This is a genomic window from Treponema sp. OMZ 840, from assembly GCF_050937815.1.
GTDB lineage: Bacteria > Spirochaetota > Spirochaetia > Treponematales > Treponemataceae > Treponema_C.
The window spans coordinates 35,725-62,051 of record NZ_JACDIJ010000001.1; the positions used below are offsets into that span (position 1 = coordinate 35,725).

At 42.8% G+C, this 26,327-nt stretch carries 26 protein-coding genes and 2 tRNA genes; 9 read left to right on the plus strand and 19 right to left on the minus strand.

Features of this window, described 5'->3' with window-relative positions; genetic code table 11:
- Positions 1-2: 2 nt before the first annotated feature.
- The 7 genes from tsf to H0R92_RS00225 form a co-directional block, all read right to left on the minus strand.
- Positions 3-839 carry a translation elongation factor Ts gene (tsf, locus tag H0R92_RS00195; protein ID WP_432959971.1) on the minus strand — a complete coding sequence of 279 codons (837 nt, stop codon included), beginning with the start codon at positions 837-839 and terminating at the stop codon, positions 3-5.
- Between the two features lie 15 nt (positions 840-854).
- Positions 855-1,727 carry a 30S ribosomal protein S2 gene (gene rpsB / locus H0R92_RS00200; protein ID WP_432959973.1) on the minus strand — a complete coding sequence of 291 codons (873 nt, stop codon included), beginning with the start codon at positions 1,725-1,727 and terminating at the stop codon, positions 855-857.
- A gap of 148 nt (positions 1,728-1,875) precedes the next feature.
- The gene (locus H0R92_RS00205; protein ID WP_432959975.1) at positions 1,876-2,508 is read right to left on the minus strand and encodes a Maf family protein; all 633 of its coding nucleotides are present in this window, start codon (positions 2,506-2,508) and stop codon (positions 1,876-1,878) included.
- Between the two features lie 2 nt (positions 2,509-2,510).
- Positions 2,511-3,314 carry a putative ABC transporter permease gene (locus H0R92_RS00210; RefSeq protein ID WP_432959977.1) on the minus strand — a complete coding sequence of 268 codons (804 nt, stop codon included), beginning with the start codon at positions 3,312-3,314 and terminating at the stop codon, positions 2,511-2,513.
- A 1-nt stretch (position 3,315) separates the two neighbouring features.
- Positions 3,316-3,389, minus strand: a tRNA-Arg gene (locus tag H0R92_RS00215).
- A 94-nt stretch (positions 3,390-3,483) separates the two neighbouring features.
- The gene (locus tag H0R92_RS00220) at positions 3,484-4,188 is read right to left on the minus strand and encodes a HEAT repeat domain-containing protein (protein ID WP_432959979.1); all 705 of its coding nucleotides are present in this window, start codon (positions 4,186-4,188) and stop codon (positions 3,484-3,486) included.
- Between the two features lie 88 nt (positions 4,189-4,276).
- Complete coding sequence (locus H0R92_RS00225; RefSeq protein WP_432959981.1) at positions 4,277-4,843, minus strand: hypothetical protein; 567 nt, start codon at positions 4,841-4,843, stop codon at positions 4,277-4,279.
- Positions 4,844-4,896: 53 nt separating this feature from the next.
- Between H0R92_RS00225 and coaD the strand changes: the two genes are divergently transcribed.
- The 6 genes from coaD to H0R92_RS00255 all read left to right on the plus strand — a co-directional run bounded on the left by coaD (position 4,897) and on the right by H0R92_RS00255 (position 9,270).
- On the plus strand, positions 4,897-5,382 hold the full coding sequence (coaD, locus tag H0R92_RS00230) for a pantetheine-phosphate adenylyltransferase (RefSeq protein WP_432959983.1): 486 nt from the start codon (positions 4,897-4,899) through the stop codon (positions 5,380-5,382).
- Between the two features lie 131 nt (positions 5,383-5,513).
- Positions 5,514-5,702, plus strand: coding sequence for a 50S ribosomal protein L32 (gene rpmF, locus H0R92_RS00235; protein WP_432959985.1), 189 nt, complete (start codon positions 5,514-5,516; stop codon positions 5,700-5,702).
- A gap of 14 nt (positions 5,703-5,716) precedes the next feature.
- Entirely contained in the window at positions 5,717-5,953 is a 237-nt protein-coding gene (gene acpP / locus H0R92_RS00240; RefSeq protein WP_432959986.1) for an acyl carrier protein, read from the plus strand.
- An 84-nt stretch (positions 5,954-6,037) separates the two neighbouring features.
- On the plus strand, positions 6,038-6,823 hold the full coding sequence (gene rnc / locus H0R92_RS00245) for a ribonuclease III (protein WP_432961163.1): 786 nt from the start codon (positions 6,038-6,040) through the stop codon (positions 6,821-6,823).
- Positions 6,824-6,897: 74 nt separating this feature from the next.
- The gene (locus H0R92_RS00250) at positions 6,898-7,719 is read left to right on the plus strand and encodes a hypothetical protein (protein WP_432959988.1); all 822 of its coding nucleotides are present in this window, start codon (positions 6,898-6,900) and stop codon (positions 7,717-7,719) included.
- Positions 7,720-7,740: 21 nt separating this feature from the next.
- Positions 7,741-9,270, plus strand: coding sequence for a hypothetical protein (locus H0R92_RS00255; protein ID WP_432959990.1), 1,530 nt, complete (start codon positions 7,741-7,743; stop codon positions 9,268-9,270).
- Positions 9,271-9,400: 130 nt separating this feature from the next.
- Here the strand turns inward: H0R92_RS00255 and H0R92_RS00260 are convergent, their stop codons facing one another.
- The 9 genes from H0R92_RS00260 to thiI all read right to left on the minus strand — a co-directional run bounded on the left by H0R92_RS00260 (position 9,401) and on the right by thiI (position 19,419).
- Positions 9,401-10,144: a lysophospholipid acyltransferase family protein gene (locus tag H0R92_RS00260; protein ID WP_432959992.1), complete on the minus strand. Its 744-nt coding sequence runs from the start codon at positions 10,142-10,144 to the stop codon at positions 9,401-9,403.
- 57 nt (positions 10,145-10,201) lie between these two features.
- A complete protein-coding gene (locus tag H0R92_RS00265; RefSeq protein WP_432959994.1) occupies positions 10,202-11,137 on the minus strand; it encodes a DUF5692 family protein in 936 nt (311 codons plus the stop codon).
- A 55-nt stretch (positions 11,138-11,192) separates the two neighbouring features.
- Positions 11,193-12,353, minus strand: a complete 1,161-nt coding sequence (locus tag H0R92_RS00270) for an FAD-binding oxidoreductase (RefSeq protein WP_428768234.1) — start codon at positions 12,351-12,353, stop codon at positions 11,193-11,195.
- Positions 12,353-13,888 (minus strand): phytoene desaturase family protein, encoded by a 1,536-nt coding sequence (locus tag H0R92_RS00275; RefSeq protein ID WP_432959996.1) that lies wholly within the window; start codon positions 13,886-13,888, stop codon positions 12,353-12,355. Before H0R92_RS00275 ends, H0R92_RS00270 begins: the two co-directional genes overlap by 1 nt.
- A 107-nt stretch (positions 13,889-13,995) precedes the next feature.
- Positions 13,996-14,823, minus strand: coding sequence for a DUF5692 family protein (locus H0R92_RS00280; protein WP_432959998.1), 828 nt, complete (start codon positions 14,821-14,823; stop codon positions 13,996-13,998).
- A gap of 137 nt (positions 14,824-14,960) precedes the next feature.
- Complete coding sequence (locus tag H0R92_RS00285; protein WP_432960000.1) at positions 14,961-15,755, minus strand: hypothetical protein; 795 nt, start codon at positions 15,753-15,755, stop codon at positions 14,961-14,963.
- Between the two features lie 16 nt (positions 15,756-15,771).
- Positions 15,772-16,473, minus strand: coding sequence for a potassium channel family protein (locus tag H0R92_RS00290; protein ID WP_432960002.1), 702 nt, complete (start codon positions 16,471-16,473; stop codon positions 15,772-15,774).
- A gap of 28 nt (positions 16,474-16,501) precedes the next feature.
- Positions 16,502-18,247 carry a potassium transporter TrkG gene (locus H0R92_RS00295; protein WP_432960004.1) on the minus strand — a complete coding sequence of 582 codons (1,746 nt, stop codon included), beginning with the start codon at positions 18,245-18,247 and terminating at the stop codon, positions 16,502-16,504.
- Positions 18,244-19,419, minus strand: coding sequence for a tRNA uracil 4-sulfurtransferase ThiI (gene thiI, locus H0R92_RS00300; protein ID WP_432960006.1), 1,176 nt, complete (start codon positions 19,417-19,419; stop codon positions 18,244-18,246). The genes H0R92_RS00295 and thiI overlap by 4 nt, the downstream gene beginning before the upstream one ends.
- A gap of 74 nt (positions 19,420-19,493) precedes the next feature.
- Between thiI and H0R92_RS00305 the strand changes: the two genes are divergently transcribed.
- Both H0R92_RS00305 and H0R92_RS00310 read left to right on the plus strand, forming a co-directional pair.
- Entirely contained in the window at positions 19,494-21,437 is a 1,944-nt protein-coding gene (locus H0R92_RS00305) for an AMP-dependent synthetase/ligase (protein WP_432960008.1), read from the plus strand.
- Positions 21,438-21,490: 53 nt separating this feature from the next.
- On the plus strand, positions 21,491-22,351 hold the full coding sequence (locus tag H0R92_RS00310; protein ID WP_432960010.1) for a hypothetical protein: 861 nt from the start codon (positions 21,491-21,493) through the stop codon (positions 22,349-22,351).
- Positions 22,352-22,367: 16 nt separating this feature from the next.
- On the opposite strand, the gene H0R92_RS00315 is transcribed toward H0R92_RS00310, so the two are convergent.
- The 3 genes from H0R92_RS00315 to H0R92_RS00325 form a co-directional block, all read right to left on the minus strand.
- Positions 22,368-22,439: transfer RNA gene (locus tag H0R92_RS00315), tRNA-Gly, on the minus strand.
- An 87-nt stretch (positions 22,440-22,526) separates the two neighbouring features.
- Positions 22,527-23,942 (minus strand): threonine synthase, encoded by a 1,416-nt coding sequence (thrC, locus tag H0R92_RS00320; RefSeq protein ID WP_432960012.1) that lies wholly within the window; start codon positions 23,940-23,942, stop codon positions 22,527-22,529.
- 17 nt (positions 23,943-23,959) lie between these two features.
- Positions 23,960-25,027 (minus strand): hypothetical protein, encoded by a 1,068-nt coding sequence (locus H0R92_RS00325; RefSeq protein ID WP_432960014.1) that lies wholly within the window; start codon positions 25,025-25,027, stop codon positions 23,960-23,962.
- Between the two features lie 131 nt (positions 25,028-25,158).
- Here H0R92_RS00325 and alr point away from each other — a divergent pair, with 131 nt between their 5' ends.
- Positions 25,159-26,313 carry an alanine racemase gene (alr, locus tag H0R92_RS00330; protein WP_432960016.1) on the plus strand — a complete coding sequence of 385 codons (1,155 nt, stop codon included), beginning with the start codon at positions 25,159-25,161 and terminating at the stop codon, positions 26,311-26,313.
- The last annotated feature ends 14 nt before the right edge of the window (positions 26,314-26,327 follow it).

The following is a 26,327-nucleotide window of genomic DNA, read 5'->3' on the forward strand; positions in this document are numbered from 1 at the left end:
TCTTATGCACCTAATTGAAAATTAACAACGGTTAAAAGATTCAATTTTGTATTTGTTTCTTTTCCGACTTGTTCCATTTTTTTTGCAACGGAAACCTTATCGTCTTTTACAAACATTTGATCCATAAAACAGATTTCCGCTAAATGTTTGTTTAATTTTCCCTGCACAATGCCGGCTTTTACATTGTCCGGTTTATCCAATTCGGCGGTTTGTGCGGTAAAAATTTCTTTTTGCTCGTCTATATAGGCGGCATCTACATCTTCGCGTTTGATATACCGGGGGGCAAAGGCGGCAATATGCAAACAACAATCGAATGCGAATTGTTTAATATCGGCATTATCCGCGGATGAAGCCGGATCGCAGCCGAATACCGTAATAACGCCGGTTTTACCGTCGCTGTGAACATATGTGGCGGCGGCGGCTCCTGCAGGTACTTCTACAAGCTGTACACGGTTTACGTTCATGTTTTCGCGGATTTTGGTCGCCAAATCAAGAAGCATGTTCGACAAAGTGTCGTTTACGCTTGTATAGCCTTTGGACAATATTTCGTTTACGATATTTTCGCCGACTGCCAAAAAATCGGCATTTTTTGCGACGAAGTCGGTTTCGCAGGTAAGTTCGGCAATGGCTATTTTTGACCCCTGAGCTTTGATAAAAACGCGACCTTCGCCTGTGGATCTTCCCGAACGTTTTTCGACTGCAGCTAAGCCCTTTTCTTTTAAAAGTTTTGCCGCTGCATGTGCATCGCCGTTGCATTCCACAAGAGCGTTTTTACATTCCATCATGCCCGCACCGGTTACATCGCGCAGGGCTTTGACATCTGCTGCTTTAATTTCCATGTATTTTCTCCGTGTTTATTCGTATAATTTATCTTCGTCCACGAGCGAATCGTCGCCTTCGTCTTCGAAATCCTTATCTTCTTCTTTCGGCTCGGTCGGAGTGTAATTACTGTAATCGATAATTTCTTCATCGTCCGTGCGGATTGAAGCCGTATCCGTAAGATCTTCTTCTTCATCCTGAAGATTTTCGATGATTTTAAGACCCGTTTCGTTGTCCGCTTCGATAACGGCATTTGCAATTACTTGAGTAAAGAGGGTAATCGCACGGATTGCGTCGTCGTTACCGGGGATGGGGTAGTCTATGCCTTCGGGGTTGCAGTTTGTGTCCACAACGGCAACAATCGGAATGCCCATGCGGCATGCTTCGGCGACGGCTATTTGTTCTTTATGCGTGTCGATAATGAACAAAATACCGGGCAGCTCTTTCATTTCTTTAATACCGCCGAGGTTTTTTTCCAATTTTGCTTTTTCTTTTTGAATGGCTGCAATTTCTTTTTTGGTGAGATTTTCAAACGTACCGTCAACTTCCATCTTTTCCAGTTTTTTTAACCGTAAAAGGGATTTTTTGATGGTACTGAAGTTTGTCAGCATGCCTCCGAGCCAACGGTTGTTTACATAAAACATACCGCAGCGTTCGGCTTCTTTTGCAATAGCCTGCTGTGCTTGTTTTTTTGTACCGACGAACAGGACCGATTTTCCTGCCGAGGTTACTTTGCGGACTGCTTCATACGCTTCTTTAATCGAAGCCATTGTTTTTTGCAGATCGATAATGTGGATGCCGTTTCTTTCCGCGAAGATATATTTCTTCATGCGGGGATCCCAACGCTTAACCTGGTGGCCGAAATGCACACCCGATTCAAGCAAACTCTTCATGGTTACTACTGCCACGAAATACTCCTTCATCGGAAAAGATTTTTTTTGCAGGACTCATTAAAGATTCCGTTGCTTTTAATCTCTTCCCCAAACTCTGTTTCTCGTCACCGATAATTCGGTACGGAAGATTGCATGATTGCGTTATTCAACCGAATACGCACAATCAGGGCATATTTATGCCGAAGCGGTAATTATGCTCTTTAAGTATCTCATAAAATTCAAAAATAGGCAAGCCCATAATGGAAGAGTACGAACCGTCCATATGTTCGATAAACGTTCCGGCAAAACCTTGAATTTTATAAGCGCCTGCGGCATCCTGCCATTCGTTTAAATTAAGATATCTGTCTATTTCGGTTTCGCACAATTTTGCAAAACGGACGCGGCTTATGCAAGTACGCGAAATTGTGGTTTGCGTTTCGCGGTTATATACCGCTATTCCCGAATATACCTTATGCGTTTTTCCTGAAAACGAGCGTAAAAAGGCGCGGGCTTCTTCTTTGTTTTTCGGTTTTCCGTATACATTATTTTTAAACACAATAAGGGTGTCCGCCGCGGCTATTAAACGGGCGTCGGGGTACCGTGCGCAAGCCCCTTTTTTTTGTGCCAAAAAGCGTGCGCTGCTGAGCGCTTTTTGTACGGCAAAGTATTCGGCGGCATTTCGGGCGGCCGTTCCTTTCGGGAAAATTTCTTCAAAGGAGGGGGAAACGGTATAAAAGGGAATACCCAAATTTTTAAGAATGTGTTTACGCCGCGGCGAAACGGAGGCAAGAATAATTTTTTCCGCTTTTAAGTCCATGTTTATTTAAACCGTGAATTTATTTTTGCTTTTATATGCTCAATCGAAAGAATACGCTTTTTGTTTTGTATGGACGGAAATTTTTTGAAAAAGCGTTCGACTGCGGGATAGCGCTGAGAAAACGAATCGATTTTTTGCAAAATGCGCTCCGATATTTCTCCCTTACGCATCCGGGAACGTTCTTTAACCGCGGCAAACATATCGGTAAGCGATTGTGATTTAAACCATGCTTCATTTTCATACCGCTCTTTTAGAGATTCCGCAAAATCTTCCAAACGGGTAAGGTATTCGGTAAAGTTGACCAATTTATGAAGGGTAAGGGCCAAGTCGGCGGCAAATACGGCTAAAAGCCCCAACGCCGCATATTGGCGCACCCGCTGTGAAAGATTATCCACACATGCGGCTATATGCGGATGCACAAACATAACGGCTATGCTTCCGCCGGCTGCAAATAAAAGCAGGTTCCATAAACACACACGCCCTTTTATATTGAATTTGCGCTGCGAATAATCCCACCACTTTGTGTTAAACAGGATTTCCAAAAGCCATCCGGTTATATATTCCAAAATTCCGGTAATTAAAAATGCGGCAGGGTAGAGTATATACAAGTTGTTTTTAAAAGGCCGTAACAAACCTATAACGAGTAAGCCGCCGAATCCGTATACCGGACACCACGGACCGTGTAAAAAACCGCGGTTTATAAATTTATGCGCAAGAGTACCGCAATAGATAACTTCGCATATCCAGCCGACGGTACTGTAAATAATAAAGAGTAAAAATAAGCGCGAAAAAGTAATCGTAAACATACGAGTGATACAGGATTCGAACCTGCCACCTTCGCCTCCGGAGGGCGACGCTCTATCCGAATGAGCTAATCACTCAAGCGGGGTTGTGTTTTTTCTTTTTTTTGACTTTTAACAACCCTTAAAAAGACGGGGCGGTTTTCGGTAAAATCCGCCCCTGCTTAAAGGCGTTTTAGTTGCGTAAAGAAAACAGTAATTCTTTTGCTTTTTGGCGCACGGGAATTACATAATTATAGTTCGTTGCAATGGCCGCAATCGTTTCGACCAAGGCGCCGGAATTCTTTACGGTTGGAGCAAGTTTGCCGTATGCATCGAGTACCGAATAGGCAAGACTGTCCGTCGGATTTAAAATCGAAAAACGTTTATGAATCATTGAAATTTGGTCTACAACTTCATCGTTTTCATTTACTCCGATATTGCCGAGCGCATAAATAGCCGCCGATAACACCATCGGCTCGTCTTCGTCTTTTATAAGACGCATAAGGGTATTTTTGCGCTCCTTTAACTGCTCTTCGGAAAGTCCGTCGGTTTGACCGAGCATAATGCATGCTTGGCGGCGTACTTCGGTATAATTATTCATTAACCGGCGGCCGGTACGCGATTGATTAAAAACACCCTCACCGGCCATGTTTTGCAGGGCGGTTTCGATTGCGGGAGAAGAACGTCCTTCATCAAGCGCCGTTTTTATGTATTGCAGCGTTAAAAGCTTTGTTTCATAATCGTCAACTTGACTCATTTCGCTTATGATCAAATCTTCATTGGTGCCGAAATATTCTTCTTCGACGGTAACTTCGGAACGGGTATTTCCCTGTGCCGACGCATGTAAGACTACAAAGCACAAGACAGCCGCACACAGCGCGACTTTGGATATTTTCATGTAAATCCTCCTAATAATTCCCTTTACCTATTGTAAATACCGCCTTAAGTATACAGGTATTCGGGAAAAAAATCAATATTTGCCTTACTTATAGTGTCGGCAGTTTTACGAGCCAGCGTCCGTCTATTTTTTCAAATTCGTAATAAATAATGTCTTTATTGTCCTGTACTTCTACCGCCTTTACTTCGGACGGCGCTATATACCGGATTTCGTTTACCTTACGGTCTATGCGCGAGGGGATAAAAACGTGTGTAAAATAATCGCCCAAGTTTCGCAGCGTTAAACCTTTTTTCGGCAGTTTTGTGGCAATAACCTGTAAATTGAATTTATTGTTCCAATATGAAATGGAACCGGGCGTAAGATAGCTGCGCCAAAGATTATAATCCCTATTTTTCATACTTTTATCCAAGTCGGCTATAACGGTTAAAATTGCCGCTTTATCGCGCTGAAAATCGTCGTAACTTACTTTCGTACCGCTTAATGCGCTGACCGAGCGCGAATATTCGGCATCTTCGGCGATTTCGATTTTTTGTACCGTTTCGGTACCTTTGCTCTTGGCAGCCGGCTGTACCGCCGTTTGTGCCGCTTTTTCGGTTGTTTTACAAGATACAAACAAAACGCCGAGTGCTACTAAAAAAATAAATTTTACTTTCATGAGCTTAATATAATAGTATTGTTGTAAATTGTCAAATATGTTATAGTTAAGCAATGGTAAAAGCTTTGTTTCCGGGTTCTTTCGACCCGCCCACATACGGACATTTGAATATCCTTGAACGCGCACGCAATATTTTCAGTGAAATAGATGTGGTGATTGCGGACAATCAAAATAAAAAATATCTGTTTTCCGAACAAGAACGTTTGCGTTTTATGCAGGATTTAACATCCGCTTGGGATAACGTGAGCGTACATGTGTGTCACAGCCTTGTCGTCGATTACGCACATAAAACCGGTGCCAAGGTTCTTATCCGCGGTATACGCAATACCGCCGATTTTTCGTATGAATTCGATTTGTCGCTTTTGAATCGGGCTTTGAATGCGCATATCGAAACATTGTTTTTTCCGACGGACTCGCGTTTTTTTCTTTTAAAATCAAGTGCAATAAAAGAGCTTGCCTCTTTCGGCGGAGATGTATCCGATATGGTTCCCGAGCAAGTGGAAAAAGCTTTAAAAGAAAAATTCGGTGCGCACAAGTAAAAATATCCGTAATCGCTGCATGCTGGTTGACAAAAACTCAGAAAATGTTATACTGTGTTTTAACACTTGACGGTCTTGTCATAATATGGCATTTCGGTTATAATAATTGATATTTTTAGAGAGGTTATATAATGGCAGTACCCAGAGCAAAAACGTCAAAAGCGCGTACAAGAAGACGGCAGGGAATAAATATGCGTTTGAACGCTCCCCACCTCATTGAATGTGCTAATTGCGGAAATTTAATTATGCTTCACCGTGTATGTCCGAAATGCGGATTTTATCGCGGAAGGCAGGTAATTACGCCGGAAACTAACGGCTGACAGGAGTTTTAACAATGGATGAATTATTCAGCAAAATGCAAAAACTGATTGCCGACAAATTGGAAATTGAAGAATCGAAGGTTACACTGGATGCTTCGTTCCGTCAAGACCTCGGTGCCGACAGTCTTGATACCTATGAATTGGTCTATGCTATTGAAGAAGAATTGGGCGTAAGCGTCCCGGATGATAAGGCAAGCGAATTCGAAACGGTGCGCGATGCCTATGAATTTTTAAAAACCCAACAAGCATAAGTTTGTTTTCGGGAAACAAAAAATAAGCGGCTTTTAAACAGCCCTTTTCGGGAACCGGACATGGACGAAAACTTTTTTTTGCGTATGTCCGGTTTCCGCTGTGTGCCAACCTACGTGCGTTCCTTTTTTAAAACAAATAAAACCATATCTTCTCGCCGTAAACCCTTGCTTAACGATTTTCAAAAGCGTTTAGGCATTAAATTTAAAGATATACAACTTTTGGATACGGCGTTTTATCACCGTTCTTTTTCAAACGAAATCTCCGGAATTGCCGAGAATAACGAACGCCTTGAATTTTTAGGCGATGCCGTTTTGGGAATGGTAACGGCGGCATATTTGTATAAATCGCTGGCGGAACATCCGGAAGGCGAGTTGACAAAAATAAAATCTTTTGTGGTATCCGAAACGTCTTTATCCGAAATTGCCTTGAGCATCGGCGTCGAACAATGTTTGTGCTTGGGCAAGGGCGAAGAACTTTCCGGAGGGCGCGGGAAAAAAGCGATTTTAGCCGATGCGATGGAAGCGGTGTTCGGCGCCTATTATTTGGATTCGGGTTTTAAAGCGGTTGAAAAACTGATACTTGATTTGTTGATACCCCAGATACAAAAGGTAAAAGAAAATCGGCATGAAAAAGATTATAAAACCTTGTTGCAGGAATTCTATCAAAAAAAATATAAACAATGCCCGCATTATGAGTTGGTGAAAAAAAGCGGTCCGGATCATGAACAAATATTTTGGATAAGCGTTTTTTTGGGCGATAAGGTGTACGGGCCGAAGCAGGGCAAAAGTAAAAAGGAAGCCGAGCAGGCTGCGGCACGCTATGCATGGGAACACTTACGGGAATCGGGCGAGGGGCAAAGTCAAAAGTAGATAAATAAATGAATTTTGTATATTTTTGTACGATTTTCATTGACATTATATGTTTTTTTTTGTATGGTTATACTATGAAGAATAAAAAATGCACATTGGTGTTGCTTTTATGTGTTTTTATAGGCTTTCCTCTGTCGGCTTTTCAAGGCGGTCCTCTTTTGTACTTGCGTGCCGACTTCGGCGGCGGTATAACACTGCCGAGTATTTCGCAGGCAAGTTTAAAAGAATTCAATAAAGACGCCGTTCGAATGAGCGGTATGATGAGCAGCTTGTTGATGAGCGGGGAGGTTGAAGGCGGCTATGTGTTTGATTCGGAGCGTTTTTTCGGATTGCGTAAAAATCATCCCTTCAGTGCATTGGGAACCTTTGTTGCCTTAGGCGTGGGGCAGGGAAACACTTCTCAAAAAGTTGAAGCGGTTACTTCCGCAGGCCCGTTCGATACCTTTATGATTGTGGATTTTACCCCTGTCGTTAACTTCGGTTTAAGTGCAAAGGCTTATTTTTTTAACAATCGATTAACTGTCGGTGCCGCTGTGGGCGGCCGCATGATAGCTGATATGAGCCCGAATTATCTGGTATATTCGACGGATCCGGGAGTTATTCAGACCGAGGTCGGTCAAATTATCGTTACTCAGGAAATGATGAAAAAAATGAACCCCCTGATGTTTTCGGTTAAGGGAACCCTTGAATATAATATTCCCGTTTTGGATACAACGGATATAGTTTTGGGCTGGTATACCCGCTACAATATTTACCGTCCCAAATATTTAACCGCACCGAAAAAACTTGCCGATTTGGCGGCAACAAACGGCGGGGACATTACAAAGCCCTTTCCCGATTATTGGCTTAATTCGCTTGACTTCGGCATAAACTTGGGTTTTGCCTTTAAATTATAAACGGTTTTGCAAGGAGGATATATGAAACCCTTTTCTCTATCAAAGCTTTGCTTCATCTTTATTTTTGCCGCTCTTTTGTTTTGGGCTTGTTCATCCCCCTATATGAATTCGTATTATATACAGCAGCAAAATAAAAATGTACAAGGCGGCGGCAGTCCGGAACCTGATTGGGGAGGCGGCGATACTCCTCCTCCGCCTCCGGAGCAGCCTCTTGAACCGGGAACAATATCTATGTTTTCGGTGATATTGCGTGACGGCAAACTTGCCGAACCGAATCACGATACAACCGTTTATACTCAATTGGCGGGAAAGTTATCCGCTTCCGACGGCTTTCCCTTTGCTCTTTATCCGACAAATAAATTTACCGATTGGAAATTCAGCAGTAATTTTTCGGCTGCAAATGTGCCCGAAATGCAGTATTCCGGTACGGTACAGTGGGAAGGTTCGGAAGAAGAACAGTGGTACAACGGAAGTAATGCGTCTGCCGGGGGAAACACCATAAGTTCTATGAAATATTTCCGCTATTGCGGTAAAAATCCCTTTAATCTTTACACTAACGATGAATACGATTTATACGGCGAAGACGGTAATCCCACAGGTGAAAAAGAAGTGCTGATGAAACGGTTTATATTTTACCGTTTTACAGGCAACGGAGGCGGTGTCGTTTCATTAAACAACTATCTTGTTGCTGTAGATACGTATTCGAAATTGGTATTTTCGTTTGCAAAACCCGTCGAGTTTAAAAATGTGCTCGGAAATCAGGTGCCGACAAAATGGGCGCCCGTAGATATAGTTTCTACGGGACCGGGCGGAAAAAAATACCGCTTTTACGAATACGATCCTTCAGGCTATGTAACCGAAGACGGTACGTTTCACATGAGTGCTGCATACAAAAATAATTTGGCAAGCGGCAACTACGATCCCGCCTTTACCGGAAAATCTCCGTATCTGGGTTTTGTCGGCGACGTTCAAAAGCCCATGTTCAAAATATCGAATATTATTCTTAAAAATATTTCAATAAAAGATGTCGGAGGTGATTATCCTATAGCAGGAGGCACCGATAAAGCCGAATTCAGGTATGAGTTAAAACTCCGCCACAATAACGGTGAATGGGATATTTTTTCGACGAATAACGGCAATCATTTATCGATAGACAGGGGAAGTCAGGCGGATTTGGTGGGAAATTATGCGCTTACAATTGAAAAACCCGAAGAAGGTACTCATCGAATAGATATAAGCTGTGATATATGGGAAAACGATCCTTTGGCGGGTAATGCCGATGATGTAATCATTAAACATGAAAAATCGCTTTTTACACTTGTATATGATGAAGCGGATAATTCATGGTCGTTAACGGGAAATCCCGTTCAGTCATATAAGGACGATGACGGAGAATGGAAAGTTACGGCGGTAACTATGCCTAAACTTGAAAGCGGACAAAAAGAAACGATGACAATAGGCATTTCAGCCTATATTTGGGATTGGATAGCCGTTTTCAAAAGGGCCGGCTGGGGCGATATGGAATTGTCCTTTGATGTCGAGTGGAAGTAAGCCGCTGAAATAAAACACGTAGCAAAAAAGGCTGTTTCGGAAAAATCCGGACAGCCTTTTTTATGAGGGGCGGCTGTACCGCTTTCCGCCTCTGTGCAGGAAGCGGTATCAGTCAGTTTCCGCTTTTTTCTTACTTTTTCTTTATTTCCCGTATGTGCTCTTTAGGCAGTGCGGATTCTACCGTTTTGCGGATTTGCGCGGGGATTGCGGCCTGTTCTTCCTTTGTCAAACCCGCTGTCGCAACGGGAGGATGTATGGTCAGTATAAGATGACCTTTTTTAAGCGATTTATGTTCTTCCCACAAGCGCCAGGTTCCGTCAATCGTAAAGGGAACTATGGGAGCTTCGGAACGGTAGGCCAGCTTAAAACTTCCCGCTTTAAATTCGGCCACCGGTCCTCCGCGGCTTCTGGTGCCTTCGGGGAAGATAACAAGGGGGTAGCCTCTTTGTACGGTTTTTACCGCTTCGCTCATAGCTTCAACCGATTGGCGTCGGTCTTTGCGGTTGATAAACACGCACTGCATTTGTTTCATCCATGCGGATAAAAGCGGCACCTTTAATATTTCGATTTTCGAAATAAAGGCGATGCTTTTGGGAACATAACCTAAAAGAAGCGGAATATCCATATAGCCTTGATGATTGCCTATCATAACAAAGCTTTCGCTTTGAGGAATATTTTCCATTCCCCGCACTTCAACGGTACTGCCGCTCAAACCGATAACCATCTGTGTCCATTCGGCAATCTTTTCTTTTACTATTGCATCGCGCTCGGCGATTTTTCCCTCGGCTTCAAGGCGCCTTACCGTTTTTAAAAGGGCGCGTGATGCGATAAGATAAACTGCAAATTTAAAAAAAGCGATTATTGTATGCAACATAAAGATGAGTATAGCGGATTTTACCTAAAATGTATACGGTAAAATCCGCTTGGGATATCAGTTCAAATTGTTATCGGCAAGGACGGCTTTATACGATTTCAAATCGACATAGATATCCTGTGTAACGGGGCAGCGCTTTGTCTTTTTGATCTGTATAATTTCATATACCAATACCGCAAGGTTCGATACAATCGATAAAATACTTATAACCGTCAAAGCCGCAGGTTTATAGCTTGATGTTATCGAAAACAGGGGCGAAGTTGAATAACTTGAAAAGGTTATTGAAAACATTGCCCACAAAGCGAGGGTTTGGGCGCGGTGCTGAAGCCATGCGCCTTTTTTAAGAAAAAACTCACTGATTGTGCACGAAAGCAGCAATAAAAGACCTGCGTACATCGAGCGAGTGGATATACAGTTATAACAGTATGAAAGGTTCCACAAATCGTAGGCAATAATCCAAAACCACAATTGGTCGGGCCAAATCATATCCTTTGACTTTGTTTTTGCAACACGTATGCCGAATATACCCGTTAAAGTTAAAATCAATACGATACCGGCGATTGCGTTTAAAATATTCCATATGCCGCCTTGCATAAACAAACCGTCTACGGGATTGACAACCGCTTGACCGGCATATGCGGCATATACTTCAAAGTCGCGGTATACGGCTTCGGCAATATTGATTGATAAAATCAAAGCGGGAAAAAACAACAGCCACTTTTTTGTGTCGGCACCCTTTATGTAGCGGATTGCCATAAAGCCGATAACACCGGCAAGGGCCGAATAGGTTTTTACGACGGGAAACCAGTCGCCGCTTCCGCGCACGGCCGTTTTAGGCCATACCGTAAAAGTTAACACAAGGGGTAAGACGATATATACGGCAATCGACAGCCATTTACTGCGCCGTGTAAGATCATTGACCAAAATAAGGCCGGCAAGAACGGCTAAAGCGATTAAAATATTTTGCCATGTATAATTTGTAAAAAAGAACATAATTCCTCCATGCGGAGCGGGCGAAAGCCGAAGTTCCGTCCGCCCCGAAAATCGGTTAAAAAGATATTTTTATATCCGATATCGGATAGGCTTTACACGAATGTATATAGCCGAATTTTTCGTCCGCCAAGCGCAAGAGGGCGCCGCGGGGCATAAAAACCTTGCCGTCTTCCAGTTTGACGCGGCATAAACTGCATTCGCCGCTTCTGCAGCACACGTTTACGCGCACGCCCGCACGCTCAAGGCTGGTAAGAAGCGATTCGCTCGATTTTCCTTCAATCGTTTTACCGCCGACCGAAATTTTAAACACTTCTTTACCTTTAAGGTTTTCGGGCCAAAAGGGTTCGTTTTGAATATCCTGACGCGAGCCGAACATTTCGCGGCGGATATTTTTCGGTTTAATTTTTAATTCTTCAAGCGCTTTGGTGCAAAAATCGGTCATAATGTGGGGGCCGCATAAATAGTAGGTTGCATCCGCCGGCTTTTTTACAAAGCTTTTTATGCGTTTTGCATCGATAAAACCTTTTTCACCCTTGTATTTGGGATCGTCGGATATAACCAGCTGATAGTGAAAATTCGGATAGTTTTTGGCAAAAGCGCTCAACTCTTCGTGATAGGCCGCATATTCTTCCGTGCGGTTGCCGTAAATCAAAAAGATTTCCCGGTCTTGGCCGCTTTCAAGAATTTCGCGCGTCATACTCAAAAAGGGCGTAATACCGCTTCCGCCGGCTAAAAACACCGAGCGTTTTGAGTGGAACACGGGGTTGTAATGAAAGCGTCCCGAAGGAGAAGTCGCCGTAAAGGTATCGCCTTTTTTTACCTTTTTCAAAAAGTAATTGGAAACAAAACCTTTTTTTACTCCTGCAACCGTAATTTCGTAATAGGAGCGCTGTTTGGGCGAAGACGAAATACTATAGGGCCTGCTTGTACATACGCCGTCTATTTCGACATAGACATTGATGTATTGACCTGCTTCAAAGGGGGGAAGGTAGCCCGTTTTCGATACAAAGCGGAATACCTTTGTGTCTTTGGCGACGGTGTAAATATCCGATACGGTTAATTCCAATTTGCCCGGATGCAGTTTTGCAAGGCAGCTTTGTACCGAATCCTTTTGGACTAAGATATCCATACCGCTTTTGCGGGCGAATTTAATTTCTTCAAGCACTTCCTTTCCGTTTTCCATAGTGCCGATAAGGGTTTCTTTGATAGTAGGCATCAGTCCATCTCCTTTAGAATTTTTTTAGCGACGGTATTGCCGTACATATAGTTAGGGCCGAATCCGCACGTGTTTACCCAGCCGCTTGCAAAGTCGAGGTTGGGGATAAAGGTATCGCGCGGAAAGAAAAACACGGAAGATTTTAAATCCTGCTCATAACCGTAAATCGCTCCTCCCGGATGATTTAAATAACGCATGTGGGTAATCGGCGTTGCGATTTCCATTTCTTCGATATGGCTTCTAAAGCCCGGATAGCGTTTTTCGAGGCGCTCTACAATCGTGTTTGCCGCATCGTACTTTGCTTTGTGGTATTGTTCGGGCGAAAGTTTTTCCCAAGCGGTACCGTATTTGAGGGTTCCGGCCGTTACGATACTCGTTCCTTTGGGCGATACTTCAGGGTCGTCAACCGTGTAACAGGTGGAAACAATCGGGTCTATGCTCGTATCCAATTCATAGGAGTTCATAAAATCGCGGTTTGCATCCAAACTGTCGTAGGTTAAATTGAACGAATCGGTAAAGCCGATTGTTTCGGGCGGGCAGTCCAAACCGATAAAGCAGGTGAGGGCGGAAATACCGACGGTGTACGCCTTTAAATATTCGCGCGCTTCGGCAGGAACTTCTTTTTCGTCGAGGAGGTTTGCATAGGTTGCCGTCGGCGAAATGTTGGAAATGATTTTTTTACAGCGGTATTTTTCGCCGTTTTCGTCGATAACTCCGACCGCCTTACCCTTTTCCAAAACGATTTTTTTAATGCCCAAATTAAAAAATACCGCGCCTCCCGCTTTTTTTATCGCTTCGGTTAAAGCCTGCGAAATAACCTGAGAACCGCCGCGGAGGTAGTAGGGCTTGTCTTCGGTGTAAATATAAGTACAGCGTGCCAAAATCGTAAAGGGAAAGCGCGCGGGCGGCATACCCATAAAGCACCAGTAGGCCGAAAGGCAAAGCTGTAATTCTTTACTTTTAAAGAATTCGTTTAAAACGTCGTCCGTGCTTTTAACCCCGTATTTTGCAAGGGTGGGGTACAGTTTCGGGAATCCCGCTTTCATAATCAGTTTTTTTAACGCAGGAGGCTCGCCGCCGGAACTTTTAGCGCTTTTTTCCATAAAGGCGACGGTTTCTTCGTTAAACTTCCATACCATTTCGTAGTAGCGTTTTATTGCTTCTTTTTCTTCGGGAAAGGCTTTGATAAGAGCCGCTTCAGCCTTCATTCTGTCCGCAGGAAGCGCAACGCCTTTTCCGCCGGGTAAATTGATTTTATACAACGATTCGATTTCTATCCAATCGATTTTATCGGTAATACCGTATTCGTCGAAGAGCGTGCGAAGCGGACCGGGTTTTTCCGGCGTTCCCATTGAACTTAATTGGTGCAAAGCTACTTCGAATTCGAACCGTCCGCGGCAAAAACTTGTTCCGCATCCGCCGGGAATATTGTGCCGCTCGAATACGGCAACCTTTTTTCCCGCCTGTGCCAAAGTAACTGCGGCCGAAAGTCCTCCGTTACCGGCACCTATAACAATAACATCATATTGCGGCATAATGCCTCCTATAAAATTATCACGGGCTTGTCTGAAAACAAACGGTTCTTGAAACAACCGTCTTTTAAAACAGCCCGTGTCGATAAGCAAAAATTATAAAACGATTTTTATTTTACTATGCTCATAATTGCAAAATAACAGGGAACGGCCATTAAAATCAGGTTTATAATCATGAGAACTGCCTGTACCCCCGTTTTTTGACTGGCCTTAACAAAGGCGGTAACTTTTTCGCTTTTTAATTTTTCTTCAAAGATTTGTTTACATGAAATCTGTAAAATGCCGCCGACGGTCAAAGAATTTGCACGGAACAAAAGCCATAAACCGGGGTTTCGTGTGATAATACAGCCGAGAAGAGGCATACCGAGGATGGCAAAGTGCAGGTAGGCAATCGAGGGACTGAATTCGTCGGTAACGAAAATCCAATTCCAAATCGTGTATGCGATAATCCAGCATACGGTTCCCCAAAATACGTACTGTTCGCTTGCTCCGTAGCTGTTTGCTTCGTAGATGTACGAAAAGACATAGCTTTTGCCCGAAAGGTTATACCACGAGGGTGCCAATGCCCACACGGATACCGCCAAAACCAAACCGGTTACAAAGTTAAAATATTTTTTATATTTTAAATCGGTAAAGGTTGCTTCAAGAATGTTGATGCTTAAAAACGCCAATACCACCCAAACAAACCACTTACCGTTAATGCCGGCAAAATAGTCCAAAAAGACGGCGGCAACGATTGCGGTGCGAAGAACGATAAGCGTCGAAAGTTTAAGCTTTTCGAAAAAAACGGTTTTTAAATACATTAAAACCAAAAAGGGAAGCACTACATTAACGGGTATGTTCGCCCAAATCGGAAAATACGACGTTAAAAAAGATACAACCCAAATGATGAGCGCGGTGCATACCCATACGCCGAAATGCGGCAAGTTTTTTGCCATAACACGATTTTGAAAATTGTTCATGGAAATCCTCACTGGTTGGAAATACTTATATAGATATTATATTATATAATTAAAACGGCATAATGGCAAGGGGGAAAATCGATGATTTTTAATTAAAAGCGATACATATTGTGTCAGTGCTTTTTAAAAAAAGACAATAGGCGTTTTTTAGGCTTTGCCGTTTTCCCCGACGATGAACTTTCGCTTTTGTCTTGACCGGTCATATTTTCATATAATTGTTTTACCGTTTCGCTGCCTGAGGATATAATCGTATTTTTTTCAACGATAACAAAGAGGCCGCGGACATTATTGTTTTTTTCGCACACGGGGAAAAAGCGGAATGTGTGTTTTTCACCTTTTTCGATATGCTCGGTACGGCTGTACGATACCGTTGTAAAAATATCGTCGTACTGTATGCCGGGATACAAATCCGCAAAATGCGTACCGTTTCCCTGCTCAAGGTTATTGCTTTTTTCAAACCCCTTTGCCGCATATTTTATTTCGCCCACGTCGTTTACAATAGCGATATTTTCATTCGATTCGCCGCATACAAGATGCAAAGCCCGGTCGAGAAAAACGATTCTTTGTGCACGCCGTTCACTGATATCCAAGATGTTTTCAAAAAAACTTTGAAAGAATTTTCCCAGTTTTCCGAATTCGGAAAACCGCTTTATTGCGGCGGCGCTGTTTACGCGCACCAGTTTATTTATACGGTACAATGCACTGCGCCTTTGCCGCGAATATATAATAACGGAGGCAAAGCACAGGCATAAAAACAGGGCGGCGCAAATCGAAATAAACAAAAAATTTTCGGCGCTTATTTTATTTTCCGTGATAAAAAAACGGTATGCGGTGATACCCATACCCAAGCTTAATCCCGCTGAAAAAATAAATAAAAAAATAAACATGGGCAGCGATATAAAAAGCATCGGTTTCTCCTCATCCTTACAAAATCTTTTTAAACTCTTCGATATCGCCGTGCCTTCCGGCCGCCATTAAAATATCGGACGCTTCAAAAACAAAACCCTTGTCGGGAAAGACAATCACTTCTTCCCGTGTGGGATTTCCCAAATCGTCTATGTCGGTTTTAATGCGTTTTACCATACACAAATGCAAACCGAATTTTTCTTTTAAGCCGATATCGCTCAGTTTTTTGCCGATAAAGGGTTCGGGTACATAAAGTTCGGCAAAGCTGTATTCGCTTGAAAGCGGAATCGTTTCCAAAATTTCGGGGGCGATTAAACGCTGAGCGAGCGATTTTCCGACGTTTTCCTGTATATTGATAACTTCGTTTGCACCGATTTGCTTTAAGATTTCTGCATGAACATCGGAAACAGCCCTGCTTATAATATAAGGAACGCCGCGCTGTTTAAGCAGTACGGTTGTAATAATGCTTGCTTCAAGATCGTCGCCGACCGTTACGATTGCAATATCGGTATCGTCCAGCGGCGCTTTTTCAAGCGCTTTTTTATCGGTTGAATCTATGTGCAGTGCGGTGGTAACCTTGTTTTTAAACTCTTCAACTACTGCAGGATCGTTATCGACTGCAATAACTTCCGCCCCCTTTTCCGTCAGGGCATCGGCAATCGTTTGACCGAATATGCCCAAGCCGAATACCGCAAAAACCTTTTGTTTTATCTTCGCCATATTTACTCCATTGTGCAAGTGTTTTACATTATCCTATTGCAATATCGGCTTGGGGCAAATTGATATTTACCCTGTCCGATTTAAAAACCGCCGCCGCCATTATCGTCAACGCGCCCAAGCGGCCGAAAAACATTAATAAAATAACAACCGCTTTTCCTGCAAGCGACAAAAGGGGCGTAATACCCGCCGTAAGGCCTGCCGCGGTAATTGCCGAAAATACTTCAAACACAATATGTACCAAATTATGTTTTTCGGTTATCGACAGTATAAAAATTGCGCTTAACACGGTAATAATGCCTGCAAAAAAAATAAGGACGGCGCTTTTAACTTTATGTTCCGGCACTTGAAAACGGCCGATAACCGGTTTATCGCCGCCCGCAAAAAAAGCTTTTCCCGCCGCAAACAGTACGCTCAGCGTTCCCGTCTTCATACCGCCTGCCGTTCCGCCGGAGCCGCCGCCTATAAACATAAAGGCGCACATAAATAAATAGGTGGGCGTTAAAAAATGCGAAAAGGGAACGGAGTTAAAACCCGCTGTCCGTAAGGTTGCCGATTGGAAAAATGCCGAAAGGTATTGTTCTGCAAGACCGTAGTCGGCCATGGAGTTTCCGTGCTCAAAGCCGTAAAAAAGCAGGGTTCCGGTAAGCAGCAATCCGGCCGTTAAGCTTAATGAGATACGCGAGTTTAAACCGATATGATGTTTATAGGCGGTTTTTTCTTTAACGACGCAATGCGCAATGCGTTCTTTAAAAAACAGCCTAAGCTCTTTTAATACGGAAAATCCTATACCGCCGAAAATAATTAAAAAAGCTATCGTAAGCAAAATAAGCGGGTTCAGTCTAAACGTTTCCAGACCGGTGTCGTAAAGGGAAAAGCCCGCATTGCAAAAAGCCGAAACGGAATGGAAAATCGAATAATAGAGATTTTTTGCGCTCAAACCCAGCGTCGGCACAAAACCGATAAAAAGCAATACGGCTCCAGCGGCTTCAAGAACAAGGGTTACGGCGACGATTTCCAAAACGGTGGAACGCAAACTTGACGAATCGTCTTCGCTGAGCATATAGCTTAAAAGCATTTTATCCTGCAGCGATATTTTTTTTCCCAGTAAAAATACCGTAAAAAACGACAAAAGCATAATGCCCAAGCCGCCTATTTGCATAAGAAAAAGCAAAACGATTTGTCCTGCAAGAGTAAAGTCGCCGACGGTTGATTTTACGATTAAGCCGTTTACGCAGGCTGCCGATGTAGCCGTAAACAGGGCGTCTATAAAGGAAATACCTTTTTCATCGACGGTACTGAAGCTCATCATTAAAAGCAGGGTGCCGGCTAAAATCAAAAATACAAAGCTGAGTAAAATATTTTGCGCAGGGTTTGCCGTAAAGCGTTCAAAATAGGATGACAGTTTTTTTATGCGCGTATAGATTTTAAAGCCGACCACGAGGTTGCGTAAAAATAAAATCAATACGGCCCAATTGCTTGCAACTGCATGTGAATGAAAAATCTTTGCATAAGCAAAGGTCAGCAGTGAAAAAACGGTAAAACTCAAGGTAAACCAATTCGAGCGTATGTACAAAGTTTTATATTTTGTTTGAATAATCGGTACGGACGTTTCGATAAGTAAAATTAAAATGAGTAAAGCGTCGACCGCATTTGTAAAAATGCGCAGTATAAGGCCTTTGCCCGGAATTTGCTCCAAAAAGAGGGCGACAATGCTTAATAAAACAAGGGCAAAAATAAAGCGCTCATACAGTTTGACGTTTTTTTCTTCTTTCACAGTTCGTCCCTTTGTGCAAAAAAACGTTTAATTTCGCGTTCGGCAACGGCCTTTTTTATAAGAGCGCTGCAGTCAAGTTTTTCATAGTGTAGACGCGCTTCTTCGACGCTTGCGCGCAGTACCGGATGTTTGGGGGCAAATAAAACGCAGCAGTCTTCGTAGGGTAAAATCGATGTTTCATAAGTACCGATTGCAATTGCACTTTGTGTTATTTCTTCTTTATCCATGCCGATAAGCGGCCGTAAAAGTGGAATATCCCCTGCGCTTTCGGTAACGCTTAGATTTTCGATTGTTTGGCTTGCAACCTGCCCCAAGCTTTCTCCGCTTATAAGGCATAAAGCCCCGACTTCACGGGCAATTGCGCTTGCAGCCTTCATCATGCACATACGAAGCAGCATGGTAGACCAGTTTTCCGGTCCCGCCTGTTTTATGCGCATTTGCACTTCGGTAAAAGACACAATATGCATACGCATACAGAGGGCGTAGCGCGCCAATACGGCTGCCAAATCTTCGGTTTTCTTTTTTGCTTCGTCCGAAGTATAAGGATAAGCGTGAAAATATACGGCCTCCATGCTCATGCCGCGCCTGAGCATGCGGTAGCCTGCAACCGGAGAATCGATACCGCCGGAAAGCAAAAGAAGTCCTTTTCCGCCCGTTCCGACCGGAAGGCCGCGGTGAGCTTTGTGAGGATTTCCGTATACAAAACAGCGTTCGCGCACTTCGACGTGTACGGTAAGGTCGGGATGATGAACATCTACCGCCAGCAATTGCGCATCGCAAACCGGTGCTGCGGCCTCACGGCAAATATCGTAGGAAGTAAGCGGAAAGTTTTTATCGCTTCTGCGCGCTTCTATTTTAAAAGTTTTCGCACCTTTTTCTTTTGCCGCCTGAACTTCTTCGAATACGGCTTTTTTTACGGCTTCGATATTTTTTTCGCATATACGTGCACGCGCCCAGCCGCTTATACCGATAAGATGTGCAAGCGCATATTCGATATCCTTTGCATACGCTTCGTCGGCTTCCGCATACATTCTTCCCGCACGCAAAGCGATGTGCGCTCCGGTGTGTTTTAAATAGGCTTTTATATTATCGAGAAGTTTTTTTTCAAAAAATCGTATATTCGAACCTTTTAAAGTCAATTCACTCAATTTTATAAGATAGCTGCAATTCATACTCGGCTATTTTAGCATTTTTTTTATGCATAGTCTATGAATTTTCAATTTTTTCATATATACTTTATGCGGATATGTATAAGAAAAGTGTCGATAAAACTTTACCGGTTAATTTGCCGCTTTTATTCCAATCAAGAGCAAAGATGTGTCCGTTTGTAACCGCTCAGGCTGCAAAGAATTCAAAAGGGGTTTTTAAGTTTTACGGTTTTAAAAAAGTATATGAACAAATCCTTTTATGCGCGCTTGCACTGAAAGATATCGGTATTACAAAGGGAACTCATGTTGCCCTTATTTCCGACAACAGAAGAGAATGGCTGATAACCGATTTTGCTTTACTGTCTTTAGGAGCGGTAGACGTACCGCGCGGCTGCGATTCCACCGCCAACGAACTTCATTATATTATTTCTTTTGCTGATTGTACCTACGGTGTGTTTGAAAATATGCATCAGTTGAATAAGGTTTTAAATAAAATACCGCAGTTTTTAAAAACGGTTATATTGTTTGAAAAAGCCTCAAAAGATGATGTTGAAAAGGTTGAAGCTTTAGGTTTAAAACTCTATGATTTTCACAGTTTAATGAAGCGGGGTAAAAACATAGGGCTTTCACATCGGGGCGAAATTGAAGACGGAATGTCGGAAATTAAAGGTTCCGATCTTGCAACTATTATTTTTACATCGGGTACAACCAATATTCCTAAGGGCGTTATGCTTACGCACCGCAACTATATTGCACAATTGGAAGTAGTGCATACGGTTTTAACGGTTCAAGAAGGCGATATGTGGCTCAGCGTTTTGCCCGTATGGCATAGCTTTGAGCGTGTTATGCAGTATATAGCGATTACTTTAAAAAGCGGTATTGCATATTCGAAGCCCGTTTCGCATATATTACTGTCCGATATGAACAAAATTAAACCGCAATGGATATGCGGCGTTCCCCGTTTGTGGGAAGCATTGGCGAACGGTATATACCGTACTATGCGTAAAGAAGGAGGTATTGCATATTCGCTTTTTGTATTTTTTATAGATATCGGAAAGCGTTTTACATGGGCAAAAGAACGCGTATACGGCCGTGTATGCCGTTATACAAAAAAACCGCGTATCTTTGATTTTTTAATCGGTATATTTCCCTTTCTTTTTTTTCTGCCGTTGTATATCTTAGGAGATTTACTCGTGTATCGAAAAATAAGAAAAAAATTCGGCGGCCGCATTACTGCCGCCATATCGGGCGGAGGAGCGCTTGCTCCGAAAATAGATGAATTTTATAGGGCCATTAATTTCAAATTACTTGAAGGCTATGGGGTAACCGAAGCCGCTCCCGTATTGTCCGTGCGCGATTGTATTAAGCCTCGTCCCGGATGTGTCGGGATAGTGTATCCTTCAGTCCAAATAAAAATAGTACCGGAAAAAGACGGCTGTGCAATCGGTACGGCGCCGCTTTCTCCCGGACGCATAGGTCTTATTTTTGCCCGCGGCGAGCAAATTATGAAAGGATACTACAAAAACGACGATTTGACTTCTGCCGTTATCGATAGTGAAGGGTGGTTTAATACGGGCGATTTGGGCATGCTCAGTTTTGATAACGAAATTAAAATTACCGGACGCGCAAAAGATACTATCGTACTTTCCGGCGGTGAAAATATCGAGCCTGTCGTTATTGAAAAAGCATTATGCGTCAGTTCATTTATAGAAACGGCATTTGTAACCGGGCAAAATCAAAAATATTTGGGAGCGCTTATTGTTCCGGACAGAGAGGATTTACGCAATTTTGCCAAACAAAACAATCTTTTGTATACCGATTATCAGGATTTATTACAATTGCCGCAAATACAAAAATTGATACGCAGCGAAATAGACAGTTTAATTAATGAACATACGGGTTTTCGGTATTGTGAACATATTTATCGATTTTGTCTTTTGCCGAATTCCTTTGTTATAGGACGCGAGCTTTCCGCCAAACAGGAATTTATGCGTCATAAAATACATGAACTATATAAGGTTCAAATAGAATCGCTTTTTTAGAATACGGCCGTATAAAAAGCATTGTTTTACTTATTTATGCCGATATATAAAGTATGAAGTTTTTTCTTAAATATGCATGTTTTATTTTTGTATGTTTTAATTTTTTTAAATGGTATTGTCCGGCACAAAGCGAACCGTATTCCGTTTTAAATGAAAAAACGGAAGCCGATAAAACCGAAGGTTCGGATACAAAACCGCTTTTTTACGGCATATGGGAAAACAAAGAACGCATTATTTATTTTGCGCAAGAAAGTGATAAAACAAAGGGGGCAGTCGTTTTAAAGCCTTTTTATCGTTATTATTATGACGGCATATATGAACCGCATCCGGATATGGATAATATACCATTGGCTGTTTTCGGCGATGATTTATATATGCAGTTTTGGACCGCCGTCCCGACCGAAAACGGGGTATTTTGGTGCCCCGAAACAAACCGCAGCGAATTTTCAATAGACAGCGTTCCCGTTCAAACTGAATTAAGCGGCTATTATACGGACGGTTCGAATGTGTATGAAATACGTTATTGGCGGACAAAGGCGGATTACAACAGTGAAAAAGCGGAATTACATACGAGCGATAAAATCGTGCTTGTAGATAAATATATTAAAATCGGTGAAACCGTATATACGGCTGCCGTCGGGCGCCGTACTTATATCCGCAATCCCGTAAAACGTACTTCTTTACCGCCGAATGCACGTATAAGCGCCGACGGAGGTTTGCTTGTTTTCGGATCGCCCTATGCATCACGCTCAAAAATAGTCGATTTGGAAGGCGAAATACAAAAACACAATTCCATAGTATATCCGCCGCGAATCGGCCGTGCAAAATTCATCGAACCGTCGATATACAAAAAACTTGAAAGTATGAGTATAGAAGATTTCAAAGTAAAACCGCTCAGGGTAGGCAATCGGTAAATATTCGGAAAAAAAGAGCGGATGATGGGAGTCGAACCCACGTCATCAGCTTGGAAGGCTGAGATAATAGCCGTTATATGACATCCGCAAAAAAACGGCACTCAAAAGTATTGCTTTTGAGTACGTCCGTATGAATAAAGATATTAGCAAAAACAATGAAAAGTGTCAATATGCATTATTGTAAATTTTTCTTAAGCCATTGGCTGAATTCACGATAATCGTTTTTCATCGGAACGGAATTATCCGGTAAATGAAGCAGTTTTTCCAACCTATCGGGCATCGGAGGTTCTCTGCCTATTGCGCTTTTTACCGTTTCGCCGAATTTTGCAGGATGAGCCGTTTCCAGCAAAATACCTACGGCTTTGTTGTCCAAAACGTTTTGTGCCCAAGAAGGAATATTGGGCGTTAAGCCGGGATTTTCGGTTTTATTGGGAAAGCCCGACATAAGCTTAAGCATTGCGCCCTTGCGTATATCGTACCACGCCTGCCAGCCGACCGCTCCGTGCGGATCGATAATATAGCCTGTTCGTTCATGGCAGCATTTAATTCCCTCCAAAGTTCCGTTATCATCCGTCCAGTATGCGGCAAGTATTTTTTTTACTTCGTCATCCGTATACATGGCGGTAATCCGTTCGTGATTGCTCGGCGCCCCTACATCCATGGCGTTTGAAAGGGTTGGAACGGAACGGCGCGGCTCATATCTGCCTGACGCGATCCAATCGGGAACCGTTTTATTTGAATTGGTCGCCGCAACAAAACCTGCAATGGGGGCGCCCATTTCTTTTGCAATTAAACCCGACGTTAAATTACCGAAATTGCCGGAAGGAACGACGGCTATAATAGCCGGATTTTCAATTTTATTGTCATGTAAACTGCGGCATTTTACCGATAAAACGGCGTATACATAATAAAAACTCTGAGGCAACAATCGTGCTATATTTATGGAATTGGCGGACGACAATCTGAATGTTTTGCGCAGTTTTTTATCCGTAAAAGCGGTTTTTACCAAACGCTGGCAGTCGTCGAAGGTTCCTTCTACGGCAAGGGCGCGCACATTACCCGTGAAAGTGGACAACTGTTTTTCCTGCAGCGGACTTATTTTTCCTTTAGGATACAGTATCGTTACACCTATACCGTCTACGCCGGAAAACGCACTGCCGACGGCGCTGCCGGTATCGCCGGATGTTGCAACTAAAATATGAAGCGGTTCTTTTTCACTTCGGTTAAAGTACGCCATAAGACGCGCCATAAAACGCGCGCCGAAGTCTTTAAAAGCACAGGTGGGACCGTGGAATAATTCCAAAACATATGTTACCGGATCTACGGGTACGACGGGCGTATTAAAGGGATAACAATCGGCGATAATAGCTTGTAAATCCGTATCGGGAATTACATCGCTGCAATATAATTTTGCAATTTCAAAAGCAATATCGCGGAATGAAGGTGCCGAACACCTTTCCAACAAAGCGGGACTGAGTTTGGGAATCCTGACCGGTATGTATAAACCGCCCGTAGCCGGATTCATACCGCTTAAAACGGCATCTTTTAGATTTACCCTGACCGCATTATCTCTTGTATCGGTATATTCCATAATATATTCCCGTCGTTTTAAAAATTGTAATATATATATTCGGCTATCGCCGGAGCTAAAAGCTTATTCCGTATAGTATCCAAAACTTGCCATTGATTTTTTTCTTTAGCGGAAAAACTGTAACTTGTCTGTAATATAATATCGGATGTTTTTATGTCCATTATAAATAAATCGATTCTTTGTACCGCTTCATATAATTCATCTTCCGTCTTTGTTACCGGCGATTCGTACTTTACCGTTCCGAATATCAAATAATCGATTTGTCCTCTAAATAATGCCGAAGCATTTTTATAAAGCAAATCGATATTACCGTTATGTATTTCATTGATAAAATCCGAATTACCCGCTCTGCGGAAACCTTTTCTAAACAAGGCTTTTAAAAGCGAGGAGGAAGTTAAACTGTTTGATGTAATCGCTTTGCCCGATTCCGTATAATCCAAAATGGAAACCGATAAGCTTTTGTTTGTTTTATCGGTATATACCTTATACGGTATTTTTACGGAATTTTCTTCGGCATATTGCAATACTTGGGAATCCATAACCGCGGCGGTAGGGTAGAAGGACACATGCGTATTGCAGGAAAATTCTGGAAGAGGACTTGAAAAAACGACAATACCGTTTTTATCGCTTTGTATTTCTTCCGTTGCAAAAACCAAATTGTCGTTTATACGGCTTGACGGATATTTTACCGTAAAGCCGACCGATGCGGCGGGGTGTCCCTGTTTGTCGGTTACCGCAATCGAAAAAGCGGATGTAAAAGCAAATCCGCTTTTTGTTTCCGACGGGGAATTTACGATTTTAATGTTTATGTTTTCACACAGCAGTTTGTATTCGGCAAGCAAGTCAACGGTTTTTTGTTTTTCTGCGGAATTGTCGGTTTCATCATATACAACCGTCAATTTTTTTCCCGTTTTTTGAACGGTATCCGTTTTTTTTTCTTCCGGCTTGCCTTTTATGTTTTGAACGGAAACCTCTTGCGCCGCATCCGGCTGTGACACCGAATCTTTCGGGGTGCTTAGACAGGAAATGAAAAAAACTGCAATGCAGCATAAAAAAGAAAATCGTATATATTTTAGTATATGCATGATGGAAAACTCCAATATATGTATGATATCTATATTGTACTCTTGAAACAAAGGAATTTCAATATCAAATTGTTTTTTTCTTAACGATTTCTCTTGCAATAGGGGCGGGCTTTTATTATGATAGTACGGGTATGAGAGGAACACAGGCACGTATACATCTTTCAAATTTTGAGCACAATATTTTTCAAATAAAACAACATACCCTCGCAAAGCTTTGCATATCCGTAAAAGCAAATGCATACGGACACGGTGCCGTGCATATTGCGCAAAAAGCCGTAGCCTGCGGTGTCGATTGTCTTGCCGTTGCCTCAGTTCAAGAGGGTGCCCAGCTGCGTCAAGCGGGTATTACAGCTCCGATTCTTTTATTCGGTCTTACGCTGCCCGATGAAATTCCCGATATTGTACAATGGAATTTGCAGCCCTTTGTATGCGATATGGAGTTTATCGAATTACTTGAAAAAGCACTTGAAAAGAATTCCGATTTTAAAAAAGCCGGTGTAAAATATCCCGTTCATTTAAAAATCGATACCGGAATGGGACGTATAGGATGCGCCGAGCGGGATGTTTCGGCTTTGGCTTTGTATATATCGAAATCACCGTATCTGCATTTACAAGGTGTTTGTACTCATTTTGCCGTTTCCGATTCGCTTGAATCCCGAGACATTGCATACACAAACAATCAAATACACACATTTACAAAAAGTATCGATGCAATAAAAAAACAAGCCGTAGAGCCGGGAATTCGTCATTGTTCGGCTTCGGGCGGCATTCTTATGTACCCGCATGCGCATTTCGATATGGTTCGTGCCGGCATTATAGCATACGGCTATTTCCCGTCTAAAGCGCTTAAAACGGCTTTAAGCGAAGGTAGGGAAAAACTGGTTAAGTTAAAACCGGTGATGGAACTTACAGCTCCGGTTGTCAGTATAAAAACGCTTAAAGCCGGCCAATCGGTTTCATACGGGCGCACGTGGACGGCACAAAAAGACACGCGAATCGCAACCCTGCCTATCGGCTACGGTGACGGGTTGCCCAGAAACGCCGCACCGGGTTTGCATGTCGGTATAGGGGACTCATCCTATCCCGTTGTCGGACGCATTTGTATGGATCAATGTATGGTAGATATCGGAAAAAACTCGGATGTTCAAAGATGGGATGAGGCCCTTATTTTCGGGCCGGGCGCAAACAGCCAAACCGCCGAAAATATAGCGGAATTGGTGAATACCATACATTATGAAATCCTGACCGGAATATCGGCACGGGTTCCGCGTATTATGGTTCCGTAGATAAGCCGCTGTTT